Genomic DNA, 20,201 nt, shown 5'->3' with positions numbered 1-20,201 from the left:
GAATTCCATGATCCGGGGCGCAGGCCGGGACCTGCCAGGCGTGCCAACTCCCTGGCACGATCTCTGCTCCTACCAGGGGCATGCGTCTCCTCCCCGCCTTCCAGACCCTGACCCTGCTCTCCCTCGCCCTGCTGCCCGCGGCGGCCCTCGCCTCCGGCTCCTTCGAGGACGACGCGAGGTTCCTGGGGGAGATCGACACCTCCCGGGCGCCGCCGGTGACCCGCAAGAGCGGCAAGGAGCTGGACCTCGAGGATCAGCTGGCCTTCGCCGAGGGGCTGGTGCGCAAGGGGATGCCCGAGGCCGCCCTGCCCTTCTTCCGGCAGGCCGCCCGCGCCCACCCCGAGCGCCCGGATGTCTGGCGCCTGCTGGCGAACACCCTCGAGTCGGTCGGGCACGAGCGGGAGGCGCGCGAGGCGCGCGACCGCTACCTGGCCCTCGGCTCCACCTACACCCCCCCGGCCGCGACCCAGCCGCGCCGCTACGAGCCGCTGGCCAGCTGGAGCCCGGCGGCCGCCTCCACCGAGCCGAGCCCGGCCCGCGCGAGGCCCACCGCGATCGTGCTCCCGGATCCGGAGCCGGAAGCCCCGGCCGCCCGCGCGGCCCCGGAGGCGCGCCCGGCCCCCTCGCGCGAGCGTTCCGCCCGTCCGGCGAACCGCAAGCAGGTCAAGGGCATGCTCGAGGCCCTCGGCGAGCTCTAGCCCACCTCCGCGGAAGCGGCCTGGGCTATCCTGGGCCCCGTGCCCGCCAGCGACCTCTCCTTCGAAGCCCTGCGTGAGCCACCGCGCCGCGTCTCCCTCGGCGCCCGGATCGTCGTCCTCTTCTCGGGGACCGTGCAGCTCATCGGCTGGGCCTTCCTGGCGATGGGCCTGATCGGCACCGCGGTCTTCGTGGGCAACGCGGACCTCGGCTCCTTCCTCCTCGACGAGGAGGACGCCCGGCGCCGGCCCGGCGAGCTCGTGGCCATCGAGGGCACCTCGGCCTCGGTGAACGAGCAGCCGGTGATGGCCCTGCGCGCCCGCTACCCCGACGGCCGGGGCGAGCAGCAGGAGGTCGTCAGCTACGTCACCGGCGGCTACGACTACCAGGTCGGGCAGGCGGTGACGGTCCTCGACTTCCCCGACCACCCCGAGGCGGCGGTGATCGTCGGCGCCCGCCGCTCCCTCTTCGGGGCCGCGGTGCTCTTCGTACTCCTCTTCCCGATCATCGGGCTCGCCTTCGTCGTGACCCGCCTGCGCGTCCAGGGCCGCTGGCAGGACCTCCTGGTCCACGGCGAGGCGACCCGCGCCGTGCTGAAGCTGAAGAAGCCGACCAACACCCGGATCAACGAGCAGCCGGTCTACGAGCTGGTCTTCGAGTACTTCGATCGCCAGGGCTCGGATCACACCTTCTCGGTCCGCACCCACGAGACCGCCGCCCTCGAGGACGAGTCCACCGAGGCCATCCTCTTCGATCCCCGCAAGCCCGCGCGCGCCGTCCCCCTCGATCTGATCGGCGCGCACCTCCAGCAGGACGCCTCGGATGGGATCGTCGCCGCCTCCGCCGGCCGGGTCATCGGCCTGCTGCTGCGGCCGGGGATCGCCCTGATGGTCTTCCTCGCCTGGCTGCTCCTCGCCTGACGGCCCCGACCGCCCCACCCTAAACCAGAAATCACGATTCCCGATCACGCCTGGCTTGCAGGCCGCACCCGCCTGCGGCGTCAGGCCTCGGTCACCTAGCTAAGGCTAGGCTCCCTCACCCTTCCTTGCATCCGGGCACGTCCGCGGCGCCATCCGCTGTTCGGGAATCATGATCTCTGGTTTAGGATGCCAGCGGGAGGCACGATCATGAGCCGAGCGCTGGAGCGGGAGTGGAAGGTCCTCGAGCATGGCGCGCTGGAGCCGCTCGCCGAGAACCTCTGGCGGGTCGAGGGCGCGCTCCCGAAGATGGGTCTGCGGCGCGTGATGAGCGTCGCTCGCACCAGCGAGGGGAAGCTGGCGCTGCACAGCGCCATCGCCCTCGACGAGGCGGGGATGGAGGCGCTCGAGGCCCTGGGCCAGCCCGCCTTCCTGATCGTCCCCAACGGCTGGCACTGCCTCGACGCTGCCCGCTACGTCGAGCGCTACCCGGGCCTGAAGGTGATCTGCCCGGTGCCCGCCCGCAAGATGGTCGCCGCCAAGGTGCAGGCCGTCCACGGCACCTACGACGACTTCGAGAGCCTCGACCCCGAGGGGACGGTGAGGCTCTCCCACTTCGACGCCGAGCGCCACGTCGAGGGGGCGATGATCGTGCGCAGCGAGGACGGCCTGAGCCTGATCTTCGCCGACAGCCTCTTCAACCTCCCCCACCAGCCGGGCCTGTGGTGGTGGCTCTACGGGCGGGTGCTCGGCTCGACCGGCGGCCCACGCGTCACCCTCATCGGCCGCCTCATGATGCGCGTCAGCCGGAGCCGCGCCGCCTACCGCGACTTCCTCGCCGCCCAGGCGGAGAGCGGCGAGGTCGTCCGCCTCGTCCCCGGCCACGGGGCGGTGATCGAAGAGGGGGCGAGCGAGGTGCTGCGCACGCTCGCCGCCTCGCTCTGAAGCGTGGCGGCGGCCCGCGAGGGGACCGCCGCCGGGCCGCCGCTACCGGCCCTTCTTCTTCGCCGCCGGCTTCTTGGCGGGCTCCGCGCCGCGGGTCCAGTTGTTCAGATCGTGCGCGATCTTGTGGCACTGGTTGCAGCTCGGGAACTTGCTCATGATCCCCGCCGGGTGCGGCACCTTGTGGCACTGCTGGCAGGTGGGCATGGCCTTGTGCTTCGACTGGTGGCAGCTCGCGCAGACCTTCGAGGTGTGCTTCGTGCCGTTGCTCTGCAGCAGCTGGTAGGGCGAGGCGTGACAGGAGGCGCAGAGCTTCGAGTCGGTGCCGTCGGCGTAGGTGACGTTCAGGGGCTGGTGCGCCTGGTGGCAGACGCCGCACTGGTCGTCGCCCATGTCCTTGGAGTGGGGCTGGTGGCAGCTCACGCAGGCCGGGATCTTGCCGTGCTTGTCGTGGCAGGAGGAGCAGGCCTTCAGGGAGTGCTTGCTCTTGAACGACTTGAGCTGATCCATCTGATCGGTGTGGCAGGTCAGGCAGGCGTCGGTGACGTTCTTGCCGAGGGTGATGTCCTTCGGGCGGTGCGGGTTGGTGTGGCAGTTGAGGCAACCCTTCAGCTCGAAGTGCTTCTCACCCTCGTGGCAGTTGCTGCACTGGGGGATGTTGTTCTTGCTCGCGGGGCGGTGCCCCTCGTGGCAGTCCTGGCAGCCGATGTCGGTCTTGTGGGCCAGGCCGGCCTCCTTGATGTCGGCCGGCGGCTTGGCGTGGCACTTCACGCAGTCGCCGTCGGAGAGCTGGGCGCTCGCCGGAGCGGCCTGGAGACAGAGCGCTCCCACGCAGAGGAACACCGACAGCTTCGCCCACAGGATTGCCTTCTTCGACACGATCTCTCCTCCTGATAGTTGCCTGACGCTCGATGACCCATCCTCGGGCCGAGATGCTCGTACCGCAGCTCCCGCCCCCCCCTTTCGCCATTTCGACCCGGCCAGAAGGGGGAGATCACCGGCGCCGCGATCGGTGCCGGTGGAGGGAGCGGCGGCAGCATAGCCTCAACCTCGTCCGGGACTCCAGACGGTCGGGCGACCCCGTGCTCCGGGGCGGAGGGGGCCCCGGAGGTGCACTCGGCCTCAGCGGGCGCCGAGGAAGGCGCCGAGGTTCTTCGCCAGCTTCAGGTTCTCGTCGACCAGGAACCGGTTCTGGAAGATGGCGTCGTCGGCGAAGACCACGAAGGCCCCCTGGCCGAGCTCACCGCCGACCACCACCCCGAAGCTCTGCACGGCGTCGCCCTGCCCGAGCTTCTGGTCGCGATCGAGATCGACCCAGGCGCCGGCGTCGGTAAAGGCGAGGACCTGCGCCTTCTCGCTGGCGGGGCGCAGGGGCCAGCCGCCGTAGAGGTTGAAGCTCTCCAGGCCCGCGTTGAGGGGGTGCTGGGTCAGGTCGGGGACCCGGAAGTTGATGGCCTTCTCGTCGAGCTGGTGCTTGGGATCGCGCACCACGCCGTTGGCGACCTCGACCCCGAGGTCCCCGAGCACGCCCCACACCGGCTGCGCGATGTGGAGCATGATGGCCAGGCGGCCGCCGCCCTCGACCCAGGCCTTCACCGCCTTGCCCTCGGCGGGGCTGTAGGCCTTGAAGGGCCCCGAGATGACGAGGGCGTCGACCCCGGCGAGGAGCTCGGGGGTGATCGGCTCGGTGGTGGAGGCGACCTCGAGGCCCTCCCCCCGCAAGGTCTCGGCGAAGCGCCCGAGCTGGAGGTCCCCCTCCTGCTCGATGGTGAAGCGCTGGCCGTGGCCCTGGTCGAAGAGGAGGTGCCGGGGCTGGCTCTCGCCGGGGCAGCCGGTGGCGAGGGAGAGGAGGAGGGCGAGGGCGAGTCCGGCGGGGAGCAGGCGCGACATGATGGATCTCTCGAGGCAGGGGTTCCGGTGGGAGGGGCAGCAGCATGGCCACCCCGCGCCGATCTCGCAACTCCGGCCGCGCTTCAGGCCAGCTCGGCCAGGGCCTTCGCGTAGTCCGCGCGCTCGGGTGCCAGCTGCACCGCCCGGCGCAGCGCCGCCGCTGCCCCCTCGAGGTCGCCCGCCGCCCGCCGGGCCGACCCCAGGAAGAAGAAGATCTCGGCGACGCGGGGCGCCTCCCGGGCCGCCCCCTCCAGGAGGGTGACGGCCTCCCTCGCCTCGGCGCTGCCGGGGCCGCCGCGGCGCAGGTGCGCCCAGCCCAGCCAGGCCCGGTGGAGCGGCCGGGGGTCGATGTCCACGGCGTACTGGAGGTGCTCGATCGCGCCGGCCACCTCACCCTTCGCCAGGAGCGCCCGGCCCTTGCCGAACTGGGTCTCGCCGTCGAGGAGGTCGGTGCGGATCGTGAAGTCGGGGCCCTTGCGACGCACCTGCCTCGAGGCGGCCCGCTCCTGGCGGCGGCGGACGCACTCGCTGCGCCGGCCGGCGTCGGCGAGCTCGGCGAAGGCCCGGGCGCCGGCCAGGAAGAGGAGGCCGGCCTTCTCCTCGACCTCCGCGGACACCTCCCCGGAGGCGGAGAGGGACCAGGGGGCGAAGCGCTCCCCGAAGGCGAGGAAGGCCTCCCGCAGCGCGGCGAAGTTCGACTCCTCCGAGACACCGAGCAGGTCGAAGGGATCGAGATCGCGGTAGCGCAGGAAGAGGCCCATCACCTCGTCGCGCACCGCCTCCGGCGAGCGGCCCGGCCGGGCCGCCGGCACGGGCGCGGGCGCGGCGGGCGCCTCGGAGACGGGAGCGGCCGCGGGCGCCGGCCCGGGTGAGGGCATCCGGGCGACCTCGTCGGCCGGGGCGACGAAGCCCAGGAGGAGGAAGGCGTAGAGGCGCCGCAGCACCTCCTCGTCGTCGAGCGCGCTGGTCGCCAGCAGCGAGCCCAGATCGGGCGCCGCCTCGAAGGCCTTGAGGAGGCGGGAGTCCTTCCCCGAGAGCTTCAGCTTGCCGAGCTCGTGGGGCGGTGAGGGAACGAGCGCGAAGCGCTCTCCGGCGACCGCGGCGAGGGCGGCGGTGACCGTGGTGTAGAGCAGGCTGCTGCTGCAGCCGGTCAGCACCAGCTGCGCCGGGTTGATCTTCAGCGGCGTCGCTCCGGACTCGGCGTCCAGGGCCAGGCGCCAGCGCCCGCTGGACCAGCGAAAGGCGTCGAGGATCTTCAGCGCCAGGGACTTCTGCATCAGCCGGAAGAGATCGTAGGGCGCGAGCAGCTGCTGCTGGACCAGCCACTCGCCCATCCGGACGCCGGTCGAGGCGCACTCCCCGAGGGCCGCCTGGTACTGCTCGTCGGTGATCTTCTCCTCCCGCACGAGGAAGCGGCCGAGGGTCTCGTGGAGGAGGTTGGTCTCGCAGCCGACGGGCACTCCGTCCTCGAAGAAGATCTTCTTCTCGAGGTTGTTGTGCTTCAGCTCCAGGCAGAGGGTGCGCGCCTGCACGGCGATCGCGTTCAGCAGCAGCGGGAAGGCCGTGCCCTCGAGCTCGCCGGCGCCCGCGGCGAGCACCTCCCTGGCAGGGGGAAAGAGGCCCATCGCCCGATCTGTACCACGCGGAGCGCCCCCCTGCCCGGCCGGAGCTTCACCCGGGGCCGGAAGCGGGGGGATACTCGGGGACATGATCGTCGAGTGCGGACACTGCGGGGCGCCCCTGGACGTGAAGGGCGAGAGCCGCACGACCCGCTGCGCCTACTGCGGCACCCCCAACGCCGTGGGCAGCGCCACCCGGATCTCCCTGGAGACCCCCGCCGGCTGGCAGCCCCCGGCGCAGTGGACGCCCCCGGCCCACTCGGCGGCCGGCGCCGGGAGCCCCCTCCCCTACCAGGCCCGGCAGGCCAGCCGGATCATCGTGGCGGTCGCCGCCGGCGTCGCGGTGATGGTGATGGGCGTGGTGGTCTTCGTGATCACCCTCGCCGGAGGGGCCGTCGAGCAGAGCACGAGCTTCGCCGTCACGACCTCCACCGCGTCCCGGGCCTCCTCGGAGCGCGCCCTGCAGCAGGCCGCCCAGGCCCTCGAGCAGGCGCGCGCCCAGGTCGAGGCCGTCGAGCGGCAGGTGGGAGGCGCCCGGCCCGAGGGCGCCGGCACCCTCCTCTCCTCGGCCGGGGTGGCCGAGGCCCTCGCCGCCTACGAGGCGAAGCTCGGGGCGCCCCTGGCCCTCCTCGAGCTGACCGTGCACGAGGGCCACTCCTCGATCGAGGCCCGCAGCCCGGAGAACCCCCGCCACGTCGATCGCTACCGCTACCGCGGCGTGGCCGCCAGCGAGGGGGAGCCGGTGCGCCTCTCGGGGAGGCAGAAGGAGCGCCTCGAGGCCTACCTCTTCGACCCCCGCCAGGTGGCCCTCGAGCGCCTCGACGAGCTGAAGGAGACCGCCCTCTCCCGGCTGGGTCACGAGGGCGCCGAGGTCACTCACCTGATCGTCGACCGCGACCACGACGGCGCGCTCGCGCTGCGGATCTACGCCAGCTCCGAGCGAGAGAGCGGCTACGTCCGCTTCGACCGGCAGGGGAAGGTCGTCCGCGTCTACCGCTGAGGCGCGGCCGCCTGCATCGCCGAGGCGGTGATGCCCAGTTGGCCGGCCCAGTAGGTCAGCATGACGATCAGGTCCGCCGCCCCGAAGGGGGTGTGGAAGAGGTCGAAGGCCAGCACGCTGTCCGAGACCCCGAAGGTCAGCGCGCCGATCAGGGCCAGGCGCGCGGCGGGGAGGGAGAGGTCGCGGGCGGCCGCCCGCCACATCATGGTCTGGATCACGCAGAGGTAGACGATCACCGGCACCAGCATCTCGCCGAGCTTCGGGCCCAGGACGAGGGCGGCCACCGCGCCCCAGGTGAGGAAGGGCAGCAGGCGCAGCGGCGCGAGGCGCCGCTCGTGCCAGAGGAAGGCGGCGATGTAGCCGAGGTGCGCCAGGAGGAAGGCGACCAGCCCGGGCAGGAAGTACCCCTCGCCCGGCAGCGAGAGCAGCACGTCCCCGACCGCCGAGAGGCCGAGGCCCACCAGGATCAGCCGGGTGGGCGCCCCCCGCCCCCCGCGCAGCAGCAGGGCCGCGGCCAGGCAGAGGACGGGCGCCGCCTTCAGGGAGACCCGCAGGAGGGTGTTCGCGTCGTCCGGGACCAGCAGGTAGCCGGCCCCCGTGACGAGGCCCAGGAGGAAGAGGACGCGGATCACGGGAGGCACTCTACCCCGGCGAGGCGGCGAGGGGACAATCACCCCCGGAGTGTGCCCCTGGGGCATGAACCCCGTTGAAACCCCCGATCGCGAGGAGGGATGATCTCGGCAGAGAGGAGCCCGACCATGCACGCTCCTGCCCGACCCCTCGCCAGACTCCGTCAGGTCGTCCTCGGCCTGGCGCTCTCGGGACTCTGCGGTGGTTGCTTCCTCGACGAGCTCGTCGATGGCCTCGACGGGATCGAAGAGGACGAGGGGGTCGAGCTCAAACCCTCGGCCGACGGCCGGGTCCGCCTCTCCGAGGAGGAGTGGCAGACCCGGCTCTCCGAGGAGGAGTTCGCGGTCCTGCGCGGGGGCCGCACCGAGCGCGCCTTCACCGGCGCCCTCTGGCAGCACGACCAGCGCGGCACCTACCTCTGCGCCGCCTGCCGCCTGCCCCTCTACGACTCGCGCGACAAGTTCGACGCCGGTGACGGCCGTCCCTCCTTCATGCGGGCGATCGACGGCGCCAACATCGACGCCAGCGCCGAGTGGAACTACGGCACGCTCCGCATCCAGCTGACCTGCGCCCGCTGCGGCTCGCACCTCGGCTACGCCTACACCGGCGGCCCCTCCACCTCGGGGATGCGCCACTCCCTCAATTCGCTGGCCCTGGACTTCGAGACGCCGCGGGAGACGGCGCGGCGGGTGCGCCGGGAGGCGCGGGAGCACGATCGCCAGGAGGCTTGGCTCAGCTCGGCCCGATGAGCTGGAGGAGCTCGGCCTCGGCCGCCTCGTCCGGGATCCACTCCCGGGGCGGGTCCCAGGCGTCGACGAAGAAGCGGTGGAAGAGCGACGCCTCGGCGGGCTCGGTCCGGAAGACCTCGATGTCGCGCCCCTGCCGGGAGAGATCGACCATGAAGTAGTCGTCCACCTGCCGGTAGGGGTGCCGGGCGGCGAGCGCCGCCCGCCGCGGGAGCGGCACCGCGCTCAGCGGAGCGACGAAGACCCAGCGCTCTACCGGTGAGCGGGGCGCCACGGAGGGGACGTTGCCGACCTCCCGGTACTCGCGGTCGAGGGTGATGAAGAAGCGGGGCTCCGGGATCGTCTCGCGGATCGCGCGGTGGACGAGCACCCCCGTCTCGCGGTCGGTCGCCGCCCGCACCCAGCGCGCCAGGCGCAGCTCGGGGTAGCCGCCCCAGTAGGTCTGGATCGGCTCGTCGCGGACGCGGCGCACGAACCAGAGGGCGCCCCCCACCTCTCGCCCGGCCGGGACGAGGATGGCGGCGTGGGCGTAGGTGCCGACGATCGCGAGCGCGAGGGCGAGGGCGCTCGCCCGGGTCGCGCGGCTCCGGGGCCACGCCGCCGGCAGCAGGTCGGCCGCGGCGATGGCGAAGAAGGGGAGCATCGTCCAGGCCCAGTAGGAGTGGACCACCGCGCTCCAGGGGAAGGCCAGGTAGTGGATCAGCCCGCCCACCCCGAAGATCAGGGGCACGAGATCGCGATCGCGCACCTCCCCGCGCCGCACGCGCCGCGCGAAGCGCGCGGCCCAGAGGAGCCCGGCGCCCAGGAGGAACCACCCGATGGCGATGGGCGGCACCACCCGCAGGTGGTAGGCCCAGCGGGACCAGGGGGGGGTCGCCCGCGCCTCGGCGGTGGAGGCCAGCTCACCGAGCCCGCCGGCGAAGAGCTCGACGAGGATCGCGTGGGTGGCCACCGTGGCGAGGCCGACGAGGAGGAAGACGAGGAGGTGGAGGAGGTGCTCGCGGGTCTCGCCGCCCTCCTGCCGACGCTGCCGCCAGGCGAGGCCCAGGAGGTGGAGGGAGACGCCGGCGGCGAGGTAGGCCGCCGGCCAGTCCCAGAGGGCGGCCATCACGAAGGCCAGGAGGAAGCCCAGCCGCCACCGGCGGGCGGCCCGGCGCTCGCCCCGGGCGAGGGCCCGCAGCGCGGCGAGGTGCAGGCCGAGGGCCGCGAGCCCCCAGGCGAGGAAGCCCGAGGAGTGGTTGGCCATGTTCAGGTAGATGGCGTTGATCGGGATCGCCACGTAGACGAGCCCCGCGATCGCCGCCGCCCCCGGGCTCCAGAGCCACCAGAGCAGGACGCAGAGGGCGAGCACCACCAGCAGGCCCTGCAGGGCCATCACGCCGCGCACCACCCAGGTCTCGTCTCCGAAGAGGCCGTAGGCGGCGGTGTTGTGGAGGTGCATCCCCAGGGGGTGGTGGGTGTAGAGCTCGTCGGGCCGGGGCGGCGTGACCCCGGTGTCGTACTGCAGCGGGAAGAGCACCCCCCAGCGCCAGGTGTTCTTGGCGGACTGGTGGTAGGCGGAGGTGTTCCAGCCGTTGTGCCCGCGGTTGAACTCCCCGGCGAAGTTGAAGAGGCCGAGGCCCGCCTGCAAGAGGAGGGCGAGGCCGACGCCCGCGGCCGCGAGCCGGTGAGCCTTCAGGGCGCACATCATGGCGCGGCCAGCGCCTCGAGGGTGGCGGCGTACTCACCCCGCTGCAGCCGCCAGCGGATGCGCGCCAGGGCCCGGGCCATCCGCAGGCTGTCCCGGCCGAGGCGCACCCGCGACTCGGCGCGGTGCCGCATCTCGACCGGCACCCGCGCCACGGGCAGGCCGGAGAGGCGGGAGAGGACGAAGAGCTCCACGTCGAAGGCGAAGCCCTCCTCGCGCAGCCCCTCGAAGAGGCGGCGGCCGGCCTCGGCCTCGAAGGCCTTCAGCCCGCACTGGGTGTCCCGATCCTCGGTGGGCAAGAGCTGGCGTAGGAGCGCGCCGAAGAGGGCGCTGGCCAGGCGGCGCGCCGGGCCGTAGCCCGCGTCGCTGACCCGCTCCCCGGCGGCGAAGCGCGCCCCGCCCTCGAGGGCCTCCACCACCGCGTCGATCGCCTCGGGGCCGTAGGCCAGGTCGGCGTCGACGAAGGCGATCTTCGCTCCGGAGGCCCGGGCGAAGCCCTCCTTCAGGGCGCCGCCCTTGCCCCGGTTGCGGGGGTAGCCGGCGGCGACCACCCGGGGATCGCGGCCGGCAAAGGTGCGGGCGATCTCCGCGGTACCGTCCCGGGAGCCGTCGTCCACGACGATCAGCTCCCAGGACCAGCGCGAGGCCTCGAGGTGCTCCACCAGGCGGCGGAGGGTCTCCTCCAGGCTCGCCTCCTCCTCGTAGCAGGGCACGAGGAGCGAGAGATCCGGTGAGGTCGGCATGCGCCCTACTACCCATCACCGGCGCCCGGCAGCAAGAGAGCGCGCCCCTCCCTCCCCCGGCCCGACCGGGGCCGGGATTGTAACGGCTGTTGTGAATTCATAACGCGCGTTATAATTCCTGACCATGCGCGACTACGACGTGATCGTCATCGGAAGCGGGGCCGGCGGCCTGACCGCCGCGGTGGCCCTGGCCCAGGCCGGCCGCAAGGTCCTGGTCCTCGAGCAGCACTACCTCCCCGGCGGCTGGTGCCACTCCTTCACCCTGGACGGCTTCAGCTTCTCGCCCGGCGTGCACTACATCGGTGAGCTGGGCGAGGGGCAGCGGATGCGGGCCATCTACGAGGGGCTGGGGGTCTCCGACGACCTCACCTTCCTCGAGCTGAACCCCGAGGGCTACGACCACGTCCGCTCGGGCGAGCGCGCCTTCGACTACCCGCGGGGCAAGGAGCGGCTGATCCAGCGCCTGGCCGACCACTTCCCGAGTGAGGCCGCCGGAGCCCGGCGGGTGGTCGAGACCCTGGACGCGGTTGGCTCGGCGGTCGACGCCGTCAGCACCCTGCGCCGGCCGAAGGACCTCCTCTCCCGGCGGACGGAGGTCTCCACCTTCGCCCGCAAGGGCCTGCGCAGCCTGAAGTCCACGATCGAGTCCAACGTGAAGGATCCCTTCCTCCGCGCGATCCTCGCGGTGCAGAGCGGCGACAACGGCCTGCCGCCGAGCCGCGCCTCCACGGCGCTGCACGCGATGGTGATGCGGCACTACTTCGACGGCGGCTTCTATCCCAAGGGAGGCGCCCGCGCCCTGCCCCGGGCCTTCGTCCGCGCCCTGAAGCGAGCGGGCTCGGAGATCCGGATGCGCGCGAAGGTCGAGGCCATTCTCCTGGAGGGCAGCGGCGACCGGCGGAGGGCCGTGGGCGTCCGGCTCGAGGACGGCGAGACCATCGGCGCCGACGTCGTGATCTCGAACGCGGATCCGCGGGTGACCTTCGAGCGCCTCCTCGATCCCTCGGAGCTCTCCGGGAAGCTGCAGCGCAAGCTGAAGCGCACCCGCTACTCAGGCTCGGGGGTCAGCCTCTTCGCCGCCCTCGACGTCGACCCACGGGAGCACGGCCTCGACTCGGGCAACTACTGGCTCTCCGACACGCCGGACCTCGAGACGATCTACTCCGGGCAGGCGCCGCGCTGGCTGGTGCAGGGCGGCACGCCCCCCGGGCTCTTCGTCACCTTCACCACCCTCAAGGATCCCTCCAAGAGCTACGGCGGCCTGCACACCCTGGAGGCCTTCGCCATGGCCCCCTACTCGGCCTTCACCGCCTGGGAGGCGAGCCAGCACGGCGACCGCCCGACGGCCTACGACGCCCTCAAGGCCCGCCTGGCCGACCAGATGCTCGCCGGCGTGGAGCGGATCCTCCCGGGCGCCCGGGCCCACGCCGTCTTCAAGGAGATCGGCACGCCGCTGACCAACCGCTTCTACGTCGAGGCGACCGAGGGCAACTTCTACGGCATCGAGAAGACCCTCGATCAGCTCGGCCCCTTCTCCTTCCCGATCCGCTCCGAGATCCCGGGGCTCTTCTGCTGCGGCGCCAGCACCCTCGGTCACGGCGTGGCCGGGGCGACCCTCTCGGGCCTGGCCGCCGCGAGCTCGGTGCTGCGGCTGCGGACCCGCGAGCTGCTCAAGCAGCAGGGCAAGCCGATCGAGCTGCTCCCCTGCGACGCCCCGGAGACCTGGCCCGCCCACCACCGGCCCGCCGACCTCGAGGAGCAGAAGGTTGCTTGAGCTCGGCTCCACCCCGCCGCGGCCGGGCTCGGTGCGTGAGCTGCGCCGGGAGGAAATCCTCGACGCGGCCGAGGGGCTGGTCGTCGCCGGGGGCCTCGAGGGCCTCACCGTCGCCGCCCTGGAGGGCCGCCTCACCTACACCCGCGGCGTGATCACCTACCACTTCGCCGGCAAGGACGAGATCGTCTTCGCCCTCCTCGAGCGGGCCGTCGAGCGGATCGACCGGAACGCCGACCGGAAGGTGAAGGAGAGCGCCCGGGGCCGGGGCCGCCTCGGCGCGGCCGTGCGCGCGATGGTCGACGGCTTCCTCTCCGAGGGCGCGGCCTGCGCGATCCTCTTCGCCTTCTGGAGCCGGCTGCAGCACGATCCGGCCGCGCGGGAGATCAACGCCCTCCTCTACGCGGGCTACCGCCAGCGCTCCGAGCGGCTCCTGGCCGAGCTCGCCCCCCGGCTCTCGGAGCGGCGCCGCAAGGCCCTGGCCACCCTCCTGGTGGGGCAGGTCATCGGCATCGTGACCCAGGCCTACTTCGAGCCGGGCGCCATCGACCTCGAGGCCTCGGTGCGCGAGGCCGGCCGCGCCCTGGAGGCAGCCCTGGCCTGAGGGCTACCCGGGCCTTCCCCGGGGGACGAATGAGTATAGAGTGCGCGCCGTGAGCCGCAGCGAGATCGAGACCCTCCACGCCCTCGCCCAGGCGGCGGGCATCGAGACCGCCTACCACGACGTCACCGGCGTGCGCCGGGAGGCGAGCCCGGAGGCCATCTGCGCGCTCCTGCGCGCCCTCGGCCACGACGTCGACGACCCCGCCGATGCCCACGAGGCCCTGGCGGCCCACCGGGCGGGGGGCGCCGCCCGGGCGCTGCGCCCCACCCTCTCGGTGGAGGAGGGCGCGCCCGGCGCGATCGCGGTGGCGGCCTCGCGGCGGCGCAAGTGGCTGAAGCTCACGCTCGAGCTCGACTCGGGCGAGCGCCGGGAGCTGAAGCTCCCCCTCGAGCACGGCGAGGCCGGCGCCCGGGCGTCGCTCCCCGCCGACCTCCCGGCCGGCCGCCACCGCCTCCACGCCGACCTCGGCGAGGGCTCGGTGAGCTCGACCCTGATCGTCGCGCCGCGCCGCGCCAGCGACGGCGGAGTCTCGCCGCGCAGCTGGGGCGGCTTCCTGCCCCTCTACAGCCTGCACTCCCAGCGCTCTCCGGCGATGGGCGATCTCACGGATCTGCAGGCCCTGGCCCGCCACCTCGGCCGGCACGGCGCCTCCCTCCTCGGGACCCTCCCCCTCCTCGACACCTTCCTCGACGCGCCCTACGAGCCGAGCCCCTACGCCCCCATCTCCCGGCGCTTCTTCTCCCCCCTCTACCTCGACCTGGCCGCCCTCCCCGAGATGGCCACCGCGCCCGCGGCCCGGGAGCTCCTCGCCTCGCCCGACGCCCAGAAGACCCTGCGTCAGCTGGGCGAGGGCAACCGCGCCGATCACCGGGCGGTGTGGAAGCTCAAGCGCAAGGTGCTCTCCCGCCTGGCCGCCAGCCTGGAGGAGGGGCCCTCCAGCCGGCTGGAGGCCTTCGAGGACTTCGCCGCGAAGCACCCCGAGGTCGTGGACTACGCCCGCTTCCGGGCCCTCACCGAGGCGCGGGGCGAGGGCTTCCCGGTCTGGCCGGAGCCCCTGCGCTCGGGCACCATCGACCTGGGCGAGGTCGACCCGAAGCGGGTGCGCACCCACCTCTTCGCCCAGTACGCCGTCCGCCAGCAGCTCGATCGCATCTCGGCCGAGCTCGCCGCCGACGGGATGGGGCTCTACCTCGACCTGCCCATCGGCGTGCACCCCGACGGCTACGACGTCTACCGCGAGCGCGAGCTCTTCCTCTCCGGCATGAGCGCCGGCGCGCCGCCGGACCCCTTCTTCACCGGCGGCCAGGACTGGGGCTTCCCGCCCCTCTCGCCGGCCGCCTCCTCCGCCACCGGCCACGCCTACTACTGGCAGTGCCTCGTCGCCCACCTGCGGGTCTGCAAGGTGCTGCGCCTCGACCACGTGATGGGGCTGCACCGCCTCTACCTCGTGCCCCACGGCTTCGCCGCCACCGAGGGGCTCTACCTGCGCTACCCGCGCGAGGAGCTCTTCCCCCTGACCGTGCTGGCCTCCCGGCAGTACGGCGCGCGGATCATCGGCGAGAACCTCGGCACCGTGCCCAGGGAGGTCGAGGAGGCCCTCGCCCACCACGACGTGCAGGGGATGTGGGTCGGGCAGTTCGGCATCTCCTCCGACCGGCGCGCCGCGATCCCCGATCCGCCCGCCGGGGACCTGGCCTGCCTCAACACCCACGACGCGCCGACCTTCGCCGGCTTCGCCGCGGGCAGCGACATCGCGATCCAGGAGGAGCTCGGGCTCCTCGACGCCGAGCAGGCCGAGGAGTGGCAGGCCGGCCGCAAGCTGCAGCTGCGCGCCCTCGATCGCTTCCTGCGCGACCGCCGCTTGATCCGGGGCGGCGGCGACGACGAGGACCTGGCCTGCGCGGCCTACGAGCACCTCGCCGCCTCGGAGGCCGACCTGCTCCTGGTGAACCTCGAGGACCTCTGGGGGGAGACCGAGCCCCAGAACGTACCGGGCACCCACCTCGAGCGGCCCAACTGGCAGCGGCGTGCGGCGCGGGATCTGCGCGGGATCCTCGAGGACGAGAAGATCGCCCACGCCCTCGACCGCATCGATCGGGCCAGGCATCCTCGGGCCGGGATGAGCCGCAGCGAGAGCCAGGAGGCCGGGCGCCTCACCGAGGACGACCTCTACCTCCTCGGCGAGGGCAACCACCACCGCCTCTACCGCCGCCTCGGGGCCCACCCCCTCGGGGGCGGCAAGGGGACCCGCTTCGCGGTCTGGGCGCCGGACGCCGAGTACGTCAGCGTGGTCGGCGACTTCAACGGCTGGGACGCCGACGCGACGCCGCTTTCGCCCCGCGGCCAGTCCGGCTGCTGGGAGGGCACCGTCCTCGGCGTCGCCAGCGGCGCCCTCTACAAGTACCACCTGCGCTCCCGCCACGGCGGCGAGGTGCGGGAGAAGGCCGACCCCCTCGCCTTCTACTGTGAGGAGCCCCCCCGCTCGGCCAGCGTGGTCTGGGACCTCGACGGCTACGCCTGGCGAGACGGGGCCTACCTCGCCCGCCGCGCCGCGAAGAACACCCTCGACGCCCCCATCTCGATCTACGAGATGCACCTGGGCTCGTGGATGCGCGCCGAGGACGGCAGCTGGCTCTCCTACCGCGAGCTCGCGCCCCGGCTGATCGAGCACCTCGGACGCACGAGCTTCACCCACGTCGAGCTGCTGCCGGTGATGGAGCACCCCTACTACGGCTCCTGGGGCTACCAGGTCACCGGCTACTTCGCCGCCAGCGCCCGCTACGGCACGCCGCAGGATCTGATGTTCCTGATCGACGAGCTGCACCAGGCCGGCTACGGCGTGATCCTCGACTGGGTGCCCGCGCACTTCCCGAACGACGAGCACGCGCTGGCCCGCTTCGACGGCACCCACCTCTACGAGCACGCCGATCCCCGGCTGGGCTACCACCCCGACTGGGACACCCTGATCTTCAACTACGGCCGCAACGAGGTGAAGAGCTTCCTCCTCTCCTCGGCGCTCTTCTGGCTCGACCGCTTCCACGCCGACGGACTGCGGGTCGACGCGGTCGCCTCGATGCTCTACCTCGACTACTCCCGCAAGGAGGGCGAGTGGATCCCCAACGCCCACGGCGGCCGGGAGAACCTCGAGGCCCTCTCCTTCCTGCGCCGGATGAACGAGGTGATCTTCTCCGAGCACCCGGGGGTGCAGACCTGGGCCGAGGAGTCCACGGCCTGGCCGGGGGTCTCCCGCCCCACCTACCTGGGCGGGGTCGGCTTCGGCTTCAAGTGGGACATGGGCTGGATGCACGACACCCTGAAGTACTTCCGGGAGGATCCGATCCACCGGCGCTGGCATCACCACCAGCTCACCTTCCGGGGGCTCTACGCCTTCTCCGAGAACTTCGCCCTGCCCCTCTCCCACGACGAGGTCGTGCACGGGAAGGGCTCGCTGCTGGGCAAGATGCCCGGCGACGCCTGGCAGAAGCGCGCGAACCTGCGCCTCCTCTTCGCCAACCAGTGGGGGCAGCCCGGCAAGAAGCTCCTCTTCATGGGGGGCGAGCTCGGGCAGCCGAGGGAGTGGGATCACGAGGGCCAGCTGCAGTGGGAGCTGCTCGACGATCCGGATCACGCGGGGCTGGTTCGCCTCGTCGGCGATCTCAACACCCTCTACCGTGAGCAGCCGGCCATGCACCGCCACGACTGCGACGCGCGGGGCTTCACCTGGATCGAGGCGGGCGACGCCGACCAGAGCGTCTACGCCTGGATGCGGCACGGCGACGAGGGCGACCCCACGGTGCTCGTCGTGCTCAACGCCACGCCGATGATCCGCGAGGGCTACCGCCTCGGCGTCCCCGAGGCGGGCCGCTGGCGCGAGGCCCTCAACACCGACGCCCCGATCTACGGGGGCAGCGGCGTGGGCAACCTCGGCGGGGTCGAGGCCACGGCGATGGAGCACCACGGCTGGCCCGCCTCGCTCACCCTCTCCCTGCCCCCCCTCGGGGCGCTCTTCCTCGTGCACGAATGAGCCGCTACGTCTGCATCCACGGTCACTTCTACCAGCCGCCCCGCGAGAACCCCTGGCTGGAGGCGGTGGAGATCGAGGACTCGGCCGAGCCCTTCCACGACTGGAACGAGCGCATCCACAGCGAGTGCTACCGGGCCAACGCCTCGGCGCGGCTCCTCGACGGCGAGGGGAAGATCCGGGCGATCCAGGACAACTACCGGCGCCTCTCCTTCAACCTCGGCCCCACGCTCCTCTCGTGGATGCAGCGCGCCCGGCCCGAGGACCACGACCGGATCATCGCCGCCGACGCTGCCTCCCGCGCGCGCTTCGGCGGGCACGGCAGCGCCATGGCGCAGGCCTACAACCACCTCATCATGCCCCTGGCCAACCGGCGCGACCGCCTCACCCAGGTGCGCTGGGGCCTGGCCGACTTCCGCAGGCGCTTCGGCCGGGAGGCGGAGGGGATGTGGCTGCCGGAGACCGCCGCCGACACCCCCAGCCTCGAGGCCCTGGCCGCGGAAGGACTGAAGTTCACCGTCCTCGCCCCGCACCAGGCCGCCCGGATCCGGCCGGTGGGCAAGAGCGAGTGGCTGGAGGTGAGCGCCGACACCCTCCCCATCGGGCGGCCCTACCTCTGCAAGCTCCCCTCCGGCGCGTCGATCGCCCTCTTCTTCTACGACGGCCCCACCTCCCGGGCGGTGGCCTTCGAGGGCCTCCTCGACGACGGCCGCAAGTTCGCGACGCGCCTCATCGAGGTGGCCCGGCACCTGCCGGCCGACGCGCCGCTGGAGCACATCGCCACCGACGGCGAGAGCTACGGCCACCACCACCGCTTCGGGGACATGGCCCTGGCCTCGGCCCTCGAGCACCTCGAGGCGGCCCCCGACGTCGAGCTGACGAACTACGCCGCCTTCCTCGCCGCCAACCCGCCGACCTGGGAGGTCGAGCTGCGCGAGGAGACCTCCTGGTCCTGCGCCCACGGCATCGAGCGCTGGCGCGCGGACTGCGGCTGTCACACCGGCGGCGATCCGAGCTGGAACCAGGCCTGGCGGGCGCCCCTGCGCACCTCCCTCGACTGGCTGCGCGACGAGGTCGCCCGCCGCTTCGAGCCGGTGGCCGTCCGGCTGCTGAAGGACCCCTGGGCCGCCCGCGACGGCTGGATCGACGTCGTCCTCGACCGGCGCCCCGAGACCTTCCGGGCCTTCCTCGAGGAGCACGCCTCCACCCGCCTCGGCCCGCAGCAGGCCTCGGACGTGGCCTGCCTGATGGAGCTGCAGCGCCACGCCATGCTGATGTTCACGAGCTGCGGCTGGTTCTTCGACGACCCCTCGGGCATCGAGACGCGGCAGGTGCTGCGCTACGCCAGCCGGGTGCTGCAGATGGCCGAGGAGGTCCTCGGCCCCACCCTGGAGCCGGCCTTCCTCTCCCGCCTGCAGGAGGGGCGCAGCAACCGGCCGGGGGTCGGCTCGATGGCGTCGATCTACCAGCACCGGGTGCTCCCCTCGCGGGTGCGCCTGGCCGACGTCGCCGCCCACTGGTCGGTCAGCACCCTCTTCGCCACCGGGGAGCCCCCGGCGCAGGTCTACGGCTACGCGGTCGAGGCGGAGGCGGCCCACCGCCGCACCCTGGGCGAGGCCACCCTCTTCTACGGCCGCCTGAAGGTGCGCTCGACGGTCACCCTGCGCGAGCGGCAGGTCGACTTCGGCGTGATCCACTTCGGCGACCACAACCTCTCGGCCTCGGTGCACGACCGCCTCGACGACGGCGCCTGGCGCGCCTTCGAGGTCGCGCTGGTCGAGGCCTTCGAGCAGGGCGACCTGCCGGGGGTGGTGCGCCTCTTCGACGCCCACCTCGGCGGCACCCACCACTCCCTGGGCTCCCTCTTCCGGGACGAGCGGCGGAGGGTCCTCGGCCGGGTGCTGGAGAACCCCCTGCGCGAGGCCTCGATGGCGCTGCGGCAGCTCTACCGCAGCCACGCGGGCCTGCTGCGCTACCTCCACGGGCTGGAGGTGCCCCTGCCGGTGCCCCTGCAGGCGGCGGCACGCTGGGTGCTCGAGGCCGATCTCGCCCACGCCCTCTCGCACAGCCCGCCGGACACGGCCGCCGGGGAGGAGGCCGCGAAGGCCGCCGCTGCCCTGGACCTCGGCCTCGACACCGACCGCCTGGCGCCCGAGGCTCGCCTGGCGGTGGACGCCGCGCTCACGGACCTGCGGGCGAGGCCCGGCGATCCCGAGCACCTCCTCGCCCTCGACGGAGTGCTGGCCCTCTGCGAGACCGTGGGCCTGGCCCCCGAGGTCTTCGAGGCCCAGAACCTGGTCTGCGCTCTGGCCGAGGCGTTCGGCTCGCGGATGCTGGACGAGGACGAGGTGGCGCGACGCTGGCGCGAGGCGCACGCTGCCCTCGCCGAGAGGCTGGGCATCATGCCGAGCCTCGATCCCCCCCCCACCACCGAGGGCGAGCTCGCCCGGATCGAGAGTGAACCGTCATGAGCAAGAGCTGGGAAGGCGAGGCAACGGTCTTCGACGTCAACGCGGCCCTGGACTTCTCCGAGGGCGGCATCGTCAGCAAGACCCTCTACGCCGGCGACGACGCCCGGGTCGTGCTCTTCGGCTTCGACGCCGGGCAGGAGCTCACCGAGCACACCGCCGCCGTCCCCGCCCTCCTCCACGTCCTCGAGGGTGAGGGCGAGATCGATCTGGCCGGCGAGAAGCACCCGGTCGGGCCGGGCTTCTACACCCGGATGCCCGCCCACCTGCCCCACTCGGTGAAGGCCACCGGCCGACTGGCCCTGCTCCTGGTGCTCCTGCGCTCGGGCAAACCCAAGAAGTAGCGCCGCGTTTCCACCTGGAGCTCGGGCCGGTGGACTTCCCGCGCCGTGCTTGTGTCGGGTCGAGACGGCGCAAAGCGCCAGTCGCCTGGAGTGTCTTGCCAGCGGCCCTCGCCTCGAGCCCAT

General features: G+C 72.9%; 16 protein-coding genes and 1 pseudogene. 11 read left to right on the top strand and 6 right to left on the bottom strand.

All coding sequences use genetic code 11. From position 1 onward, the window contains the following. Positions 1-80 precede the first annotated feature (80 nt). The 3 genes from P1V51_16310 (at position 81) to P1V51_16300 (ending at position 2,558) form a co-directional block, all read left to right on the top strand. Complete coding sequence (locus tag P1V51_16310) at positions 81-698, top strand: hypothetical protein (GenBank protein MDF1564609.1); 618 nt, start codon at positions 81-83, stop codon at positions 696-698. A gap of 39 nt (positions 699-737) precedes the next feature. Further along, complete coding sequence (locus P1V51_16305; GenBank protein MDF1564608.1) at positions 738-1,616, top strand: hypothetical protein; 879 nt, start codon at positions 738-740, stop codon at positions 1,614-1,616. Positions 1,617-1,823: 207 nt separating this feature from the next. Next, entirely contained in the window at positions 1,824-2,558 is a 735-nt protein-coding gene (locus P1V51_16300) for a hypothetical protein (protein ID MDF1564607.1), read from the top strand. Between the two features lie 42 nt (positions 2,559-2,600). Here P1V51_16300 and P1V51_16295 read toward each other — a convergent pair whose 3' ends face one another. The 3 genes from P1V51_16295 to P1V51_16285 all read right to left on the bottom strand — a co-directional run bounded on the left by P1V51_16295 (position 2,601) and on the right by P1V51_16285 (position 6,070). Further along, a complete protein-coding gene (locus P1V51_16295) occupies positions 2,601-3,434 on the bottom strand; it encodes a cytochrome C (GenBank protein MDF1564606.1) in 834 nt (277 codons plus the stop codon). A gap of 243 nt (positions 3,435-3,677) precedes the next feature. Further along, positions 3,678-4,445, bottom strand: a complete 768-nt coding sequence (locus P1V51_16290) for a DUF4350 domain-containing protein (protein ID MDF1564605.1) — start codon at positions 4,443-4,445, stop codon at positions 3,678-3,680. An 83-nt stretch (positions 4,446-4,528) separates the two neighbouring features. Beyond that, entirely contained in the window at positions 4,529-6,070 is a 1,542-nt protein-coding gene (locus P1V51_16285; GenBank protein MDF1564604.1) for a DUF4388 domain-containing protein, read from the bottom strand. An 82-nt stretch (positions 6,071-6,152) separates the two neighbouring features. Between P1V51_16285 and P1V51_16280 the strand changes: the two genes are divergently transcribed. Continuing rightward, positions 6,153-7,064 (top strand): hypothetical protein, encoded by a 912-nt coding sequence (locus P1V51_16280; protein MDF1564603.1) that lies wholly within the window; start codon positions 6,153-6,155, stop codon positions 7,062-7,064. Here P1V51_16280 and P1V51_16275 read toward each other — a convergent pair. Next, entirely contained in the window at positions 7,055-7,696 is a 642-nt protein-coding gene (locus P1V51_16275; GenBank protein ID MDF1564602.1) for a lysoplasmalogenase, read from the bottom strand. The genes P1V51_16280 and P1V51_16275 overlap by 10 nt on opposite strands. Before the next feature lie 126 nt (positions 7,697-7,822). Between P1V51_16275 and P1V51_16270 the strand changes: the two genes are divergently transcribed. Further along, a complete protein-coding gene (locus P1V51_16270) occupies positions 7,823-8,443 on the top strand; it encodes a peptide-methionine (R)-S-oxide reductase (GenBank protein ID MDF1564601.1) in 621 nt (206 codons plus the stop codon). Here the strand turns inward: P1V51_16270 and P1V51_16265 are convergent. Together P1V51_16265 and P1V51_16260 are read right to left on the bottom strand one after the other, a co-directional pair. Further along, positions 8,427-10,130: a hypothetical protein gene (locus tag P1V51_16265; protein ID MDF1564600.1), complete on the bottom strand. Its 1,704-nt coding sequence runs from the start codon at positions 10,128-10,130 to the stop codon at positions 8,427-8,429. The genes P1V51_16270 and P1V51_16265 overlap by 17 nt on opposite strands. Further along, complete coding sequence (locus P1V51_16260) at positions 10,127-10,870, bottom strand: glycosyltransferase (protein ID MDF1564599.1); 744 nt, start codon at positions 10,868-10,870, stop codon at positions 10,127-10,129. The genes P1V51_16265 and P1V51_16260 overlap by 4 nt, the downstream gene beginning before the upstream one ends. Before the next feature lie 124 nt (positions 10,871-10,994). On the opposite strand from P1V51_16260, the gene P1V51_16255 reads away from it, so the two are divergent. From P1V51_16255 to P1V51_16230, 6 genes and pseudogenes are all read left to right on the top strand, one after another. After that, complete coding sequence (locus P1V51_16255) at positions 10,995-12,644, top strand: NAD(P)/FAD-dependent oxidoreductase (GenBank protein ID MDF1564598.1); 1,650 nt, start codon at positions 10,995-10,997, stop codon at positions 12,642-12,644. After that, positions 12,637-13,245, top strand: coding sequence for a TetR/AcrR family transcriptional regulator (locus tag P1V51_16250; GenBank protein MDF1564597.1), 609 nt, complete (start codon positions 12,637-12,639; stop codon positions 13,243-13,245). The genes P1V51_16255 and P1V51_16250 overlap by 8 nt, the downstream gene beginning before the upstream one ends. 478 nt (positions 13,246-13,723) lie before the next feature. Beyond that, positions 13,724-15,283, top strand: a pseudogene (malQ, locus tag P1V51_16245) (4-alpha-glucanotransferase). A gap of 81 nt (positions 15,284-15,364) precedes the next feature. Then, the gene (gene glgB / locus P1V51_16240) at positions 15,365-17,269 is read left to right on the top strand and encodes a 1,4-alpha-glucan branching protein GlgB (GenBank protein ID MDF1564596.1); all 1,905 of its coding nucleotides are present in this window, start codon (positions 15,365-15,367) and stop codon (positions 17,267-17,269) included. After that, positions 17,266-19,737 carry a DUF3536 domain-containing protein gene (locus P1V51_16235; GenBank protein MDF1564595.1) on the top strand — a complete coding sequence of 824 codons (2,472 nt, stop codon included), beginning with the start codon at positions 17,266-17,268 and terminating at the stop codon, positions 19,735-19,737. Before glgB ends, P1V51_16235 begins: the two co-directional genes overlap by 4 nt. Then, positions 19,734-20,078: a cupin domain-containing protein gene (locus P1V51_16230; protein ID MDF1564594.1), complete on the top strand. Its 345-nt coding sequence runs from the start codon at positions 19,734-19,736 to the stop codon at positions 20,076-20,078. Before P1V51_16235 ends, P1V51_16230 begins: the two co-directional genes overlap by 4 nt. The last annotated feature ends 123 nt before the right edge of the window (positions 20,079-20,201 follow it).

This window comes from Deltaproteobacteria bacterium, from assembly GCA_029210625.1.
Classification (GTDB): Bacteria; Myxococcota; Myxococcia; order SLRQ01; family SLRQ01; genus JARGFU01.
The sequence above is the reverse complement of the archived record's forward strand: the minus strand, read 5'-3'. Positions and strand labels throughout refer to the sequence as shown.

What these genes read in the sequence shown, in the direction of transcription:
- P1V51_16235 (MDF1564595.1), top strand. Translation starts at nt 17,266, where the DNA reads ATGAGCCGCTACGTCTGCATCCACGGTCACTTCTACCAGCCGCCCCGC.
- P1V51_16230 (MDF1564594.1), top strand. Translation starts at nt 19,734, where the DNA reads ATGAGCAAGAGCTGGGAAGGCGAGGCAACGGTCTTCGACGTCAACGCG.
- P1V51_16260 (MDF1564599.1), bottom strand. Translation starts at nt 10,870, where the DNA reads ATGCCGACCTCACCGGATCTCTCGCTCCTCGTGCCCTGCTACGAGGAG.
- P1V51_16285 (MDF1564604.1), bottom strand. Translation starts at nt 6,070, where the DNA reads ATGGGCCTCTTTCCCCCTGCCAGGGAGGTGCTCGCCGCGGGCGCCGGC.
- P1V51_16290 (MDF1564605.1), bottom strand. Translation starts at nt 4,445, where the DNA reads ATGTCGCGCCTGCTCCCCGCCGGACTCGCCCTCGCCCTCCTCCTCTCC.
- glgB (MDF1564596.1), top strand. Translation starts at nt 15,365, where the DNA reads ATGAGCCGCAGCGAGAGCCAGGAGGCCGGGCGCCTCACCGAGGACGAC.
- P1V51_16300 (MDF1564607.1), top strand. Translation starts at nt 1,824, where the DNA reads ATGAGCCGAGCGCTGGAGCGGGAGTGGAAGGTCCTCGAGCATGGCGCG.
- P1V51_16265 (MDF1564600.1), bottom strand. Translation starts at nt 10,130, where the DNA reads ATGATGTGCGCCCTGAAGGCTCACCGGCTCGCGGCCGCGGGCGTCGGC.
- P1V51_16270 (MDF1564601.1), top strand. Translation starts at nt 7,823, where the DNA reads ATGCACGCTCCTGCCCGACCCCTCGCCAGACTCCGTCAGGTCGTCCTC.
- P1V51_16310 (MDF1564609.1), top strand. Translation starts at nt 81, where the DNA reads ATGCGTCTCCTCCCCGCCTTCCAGACCCTGACCCTGCTCTCCCTCGCC.
- P1V51_16255 (MDF1564598.1), top strand. Translation starts at nt 10,995, where the DNA reads ATGCGCGACTACGACGTGATCGTCATCGGAAGCGGGGCCGGCGGCCTG.
- P1V51_16280 (MDF1564603.1), top strand. Translation starts at nt 6,153, where the DNA reads ATGATCGTCGAGTGCGGACACTGCGGGGCGCCCCTGGACGTGAAGGGC.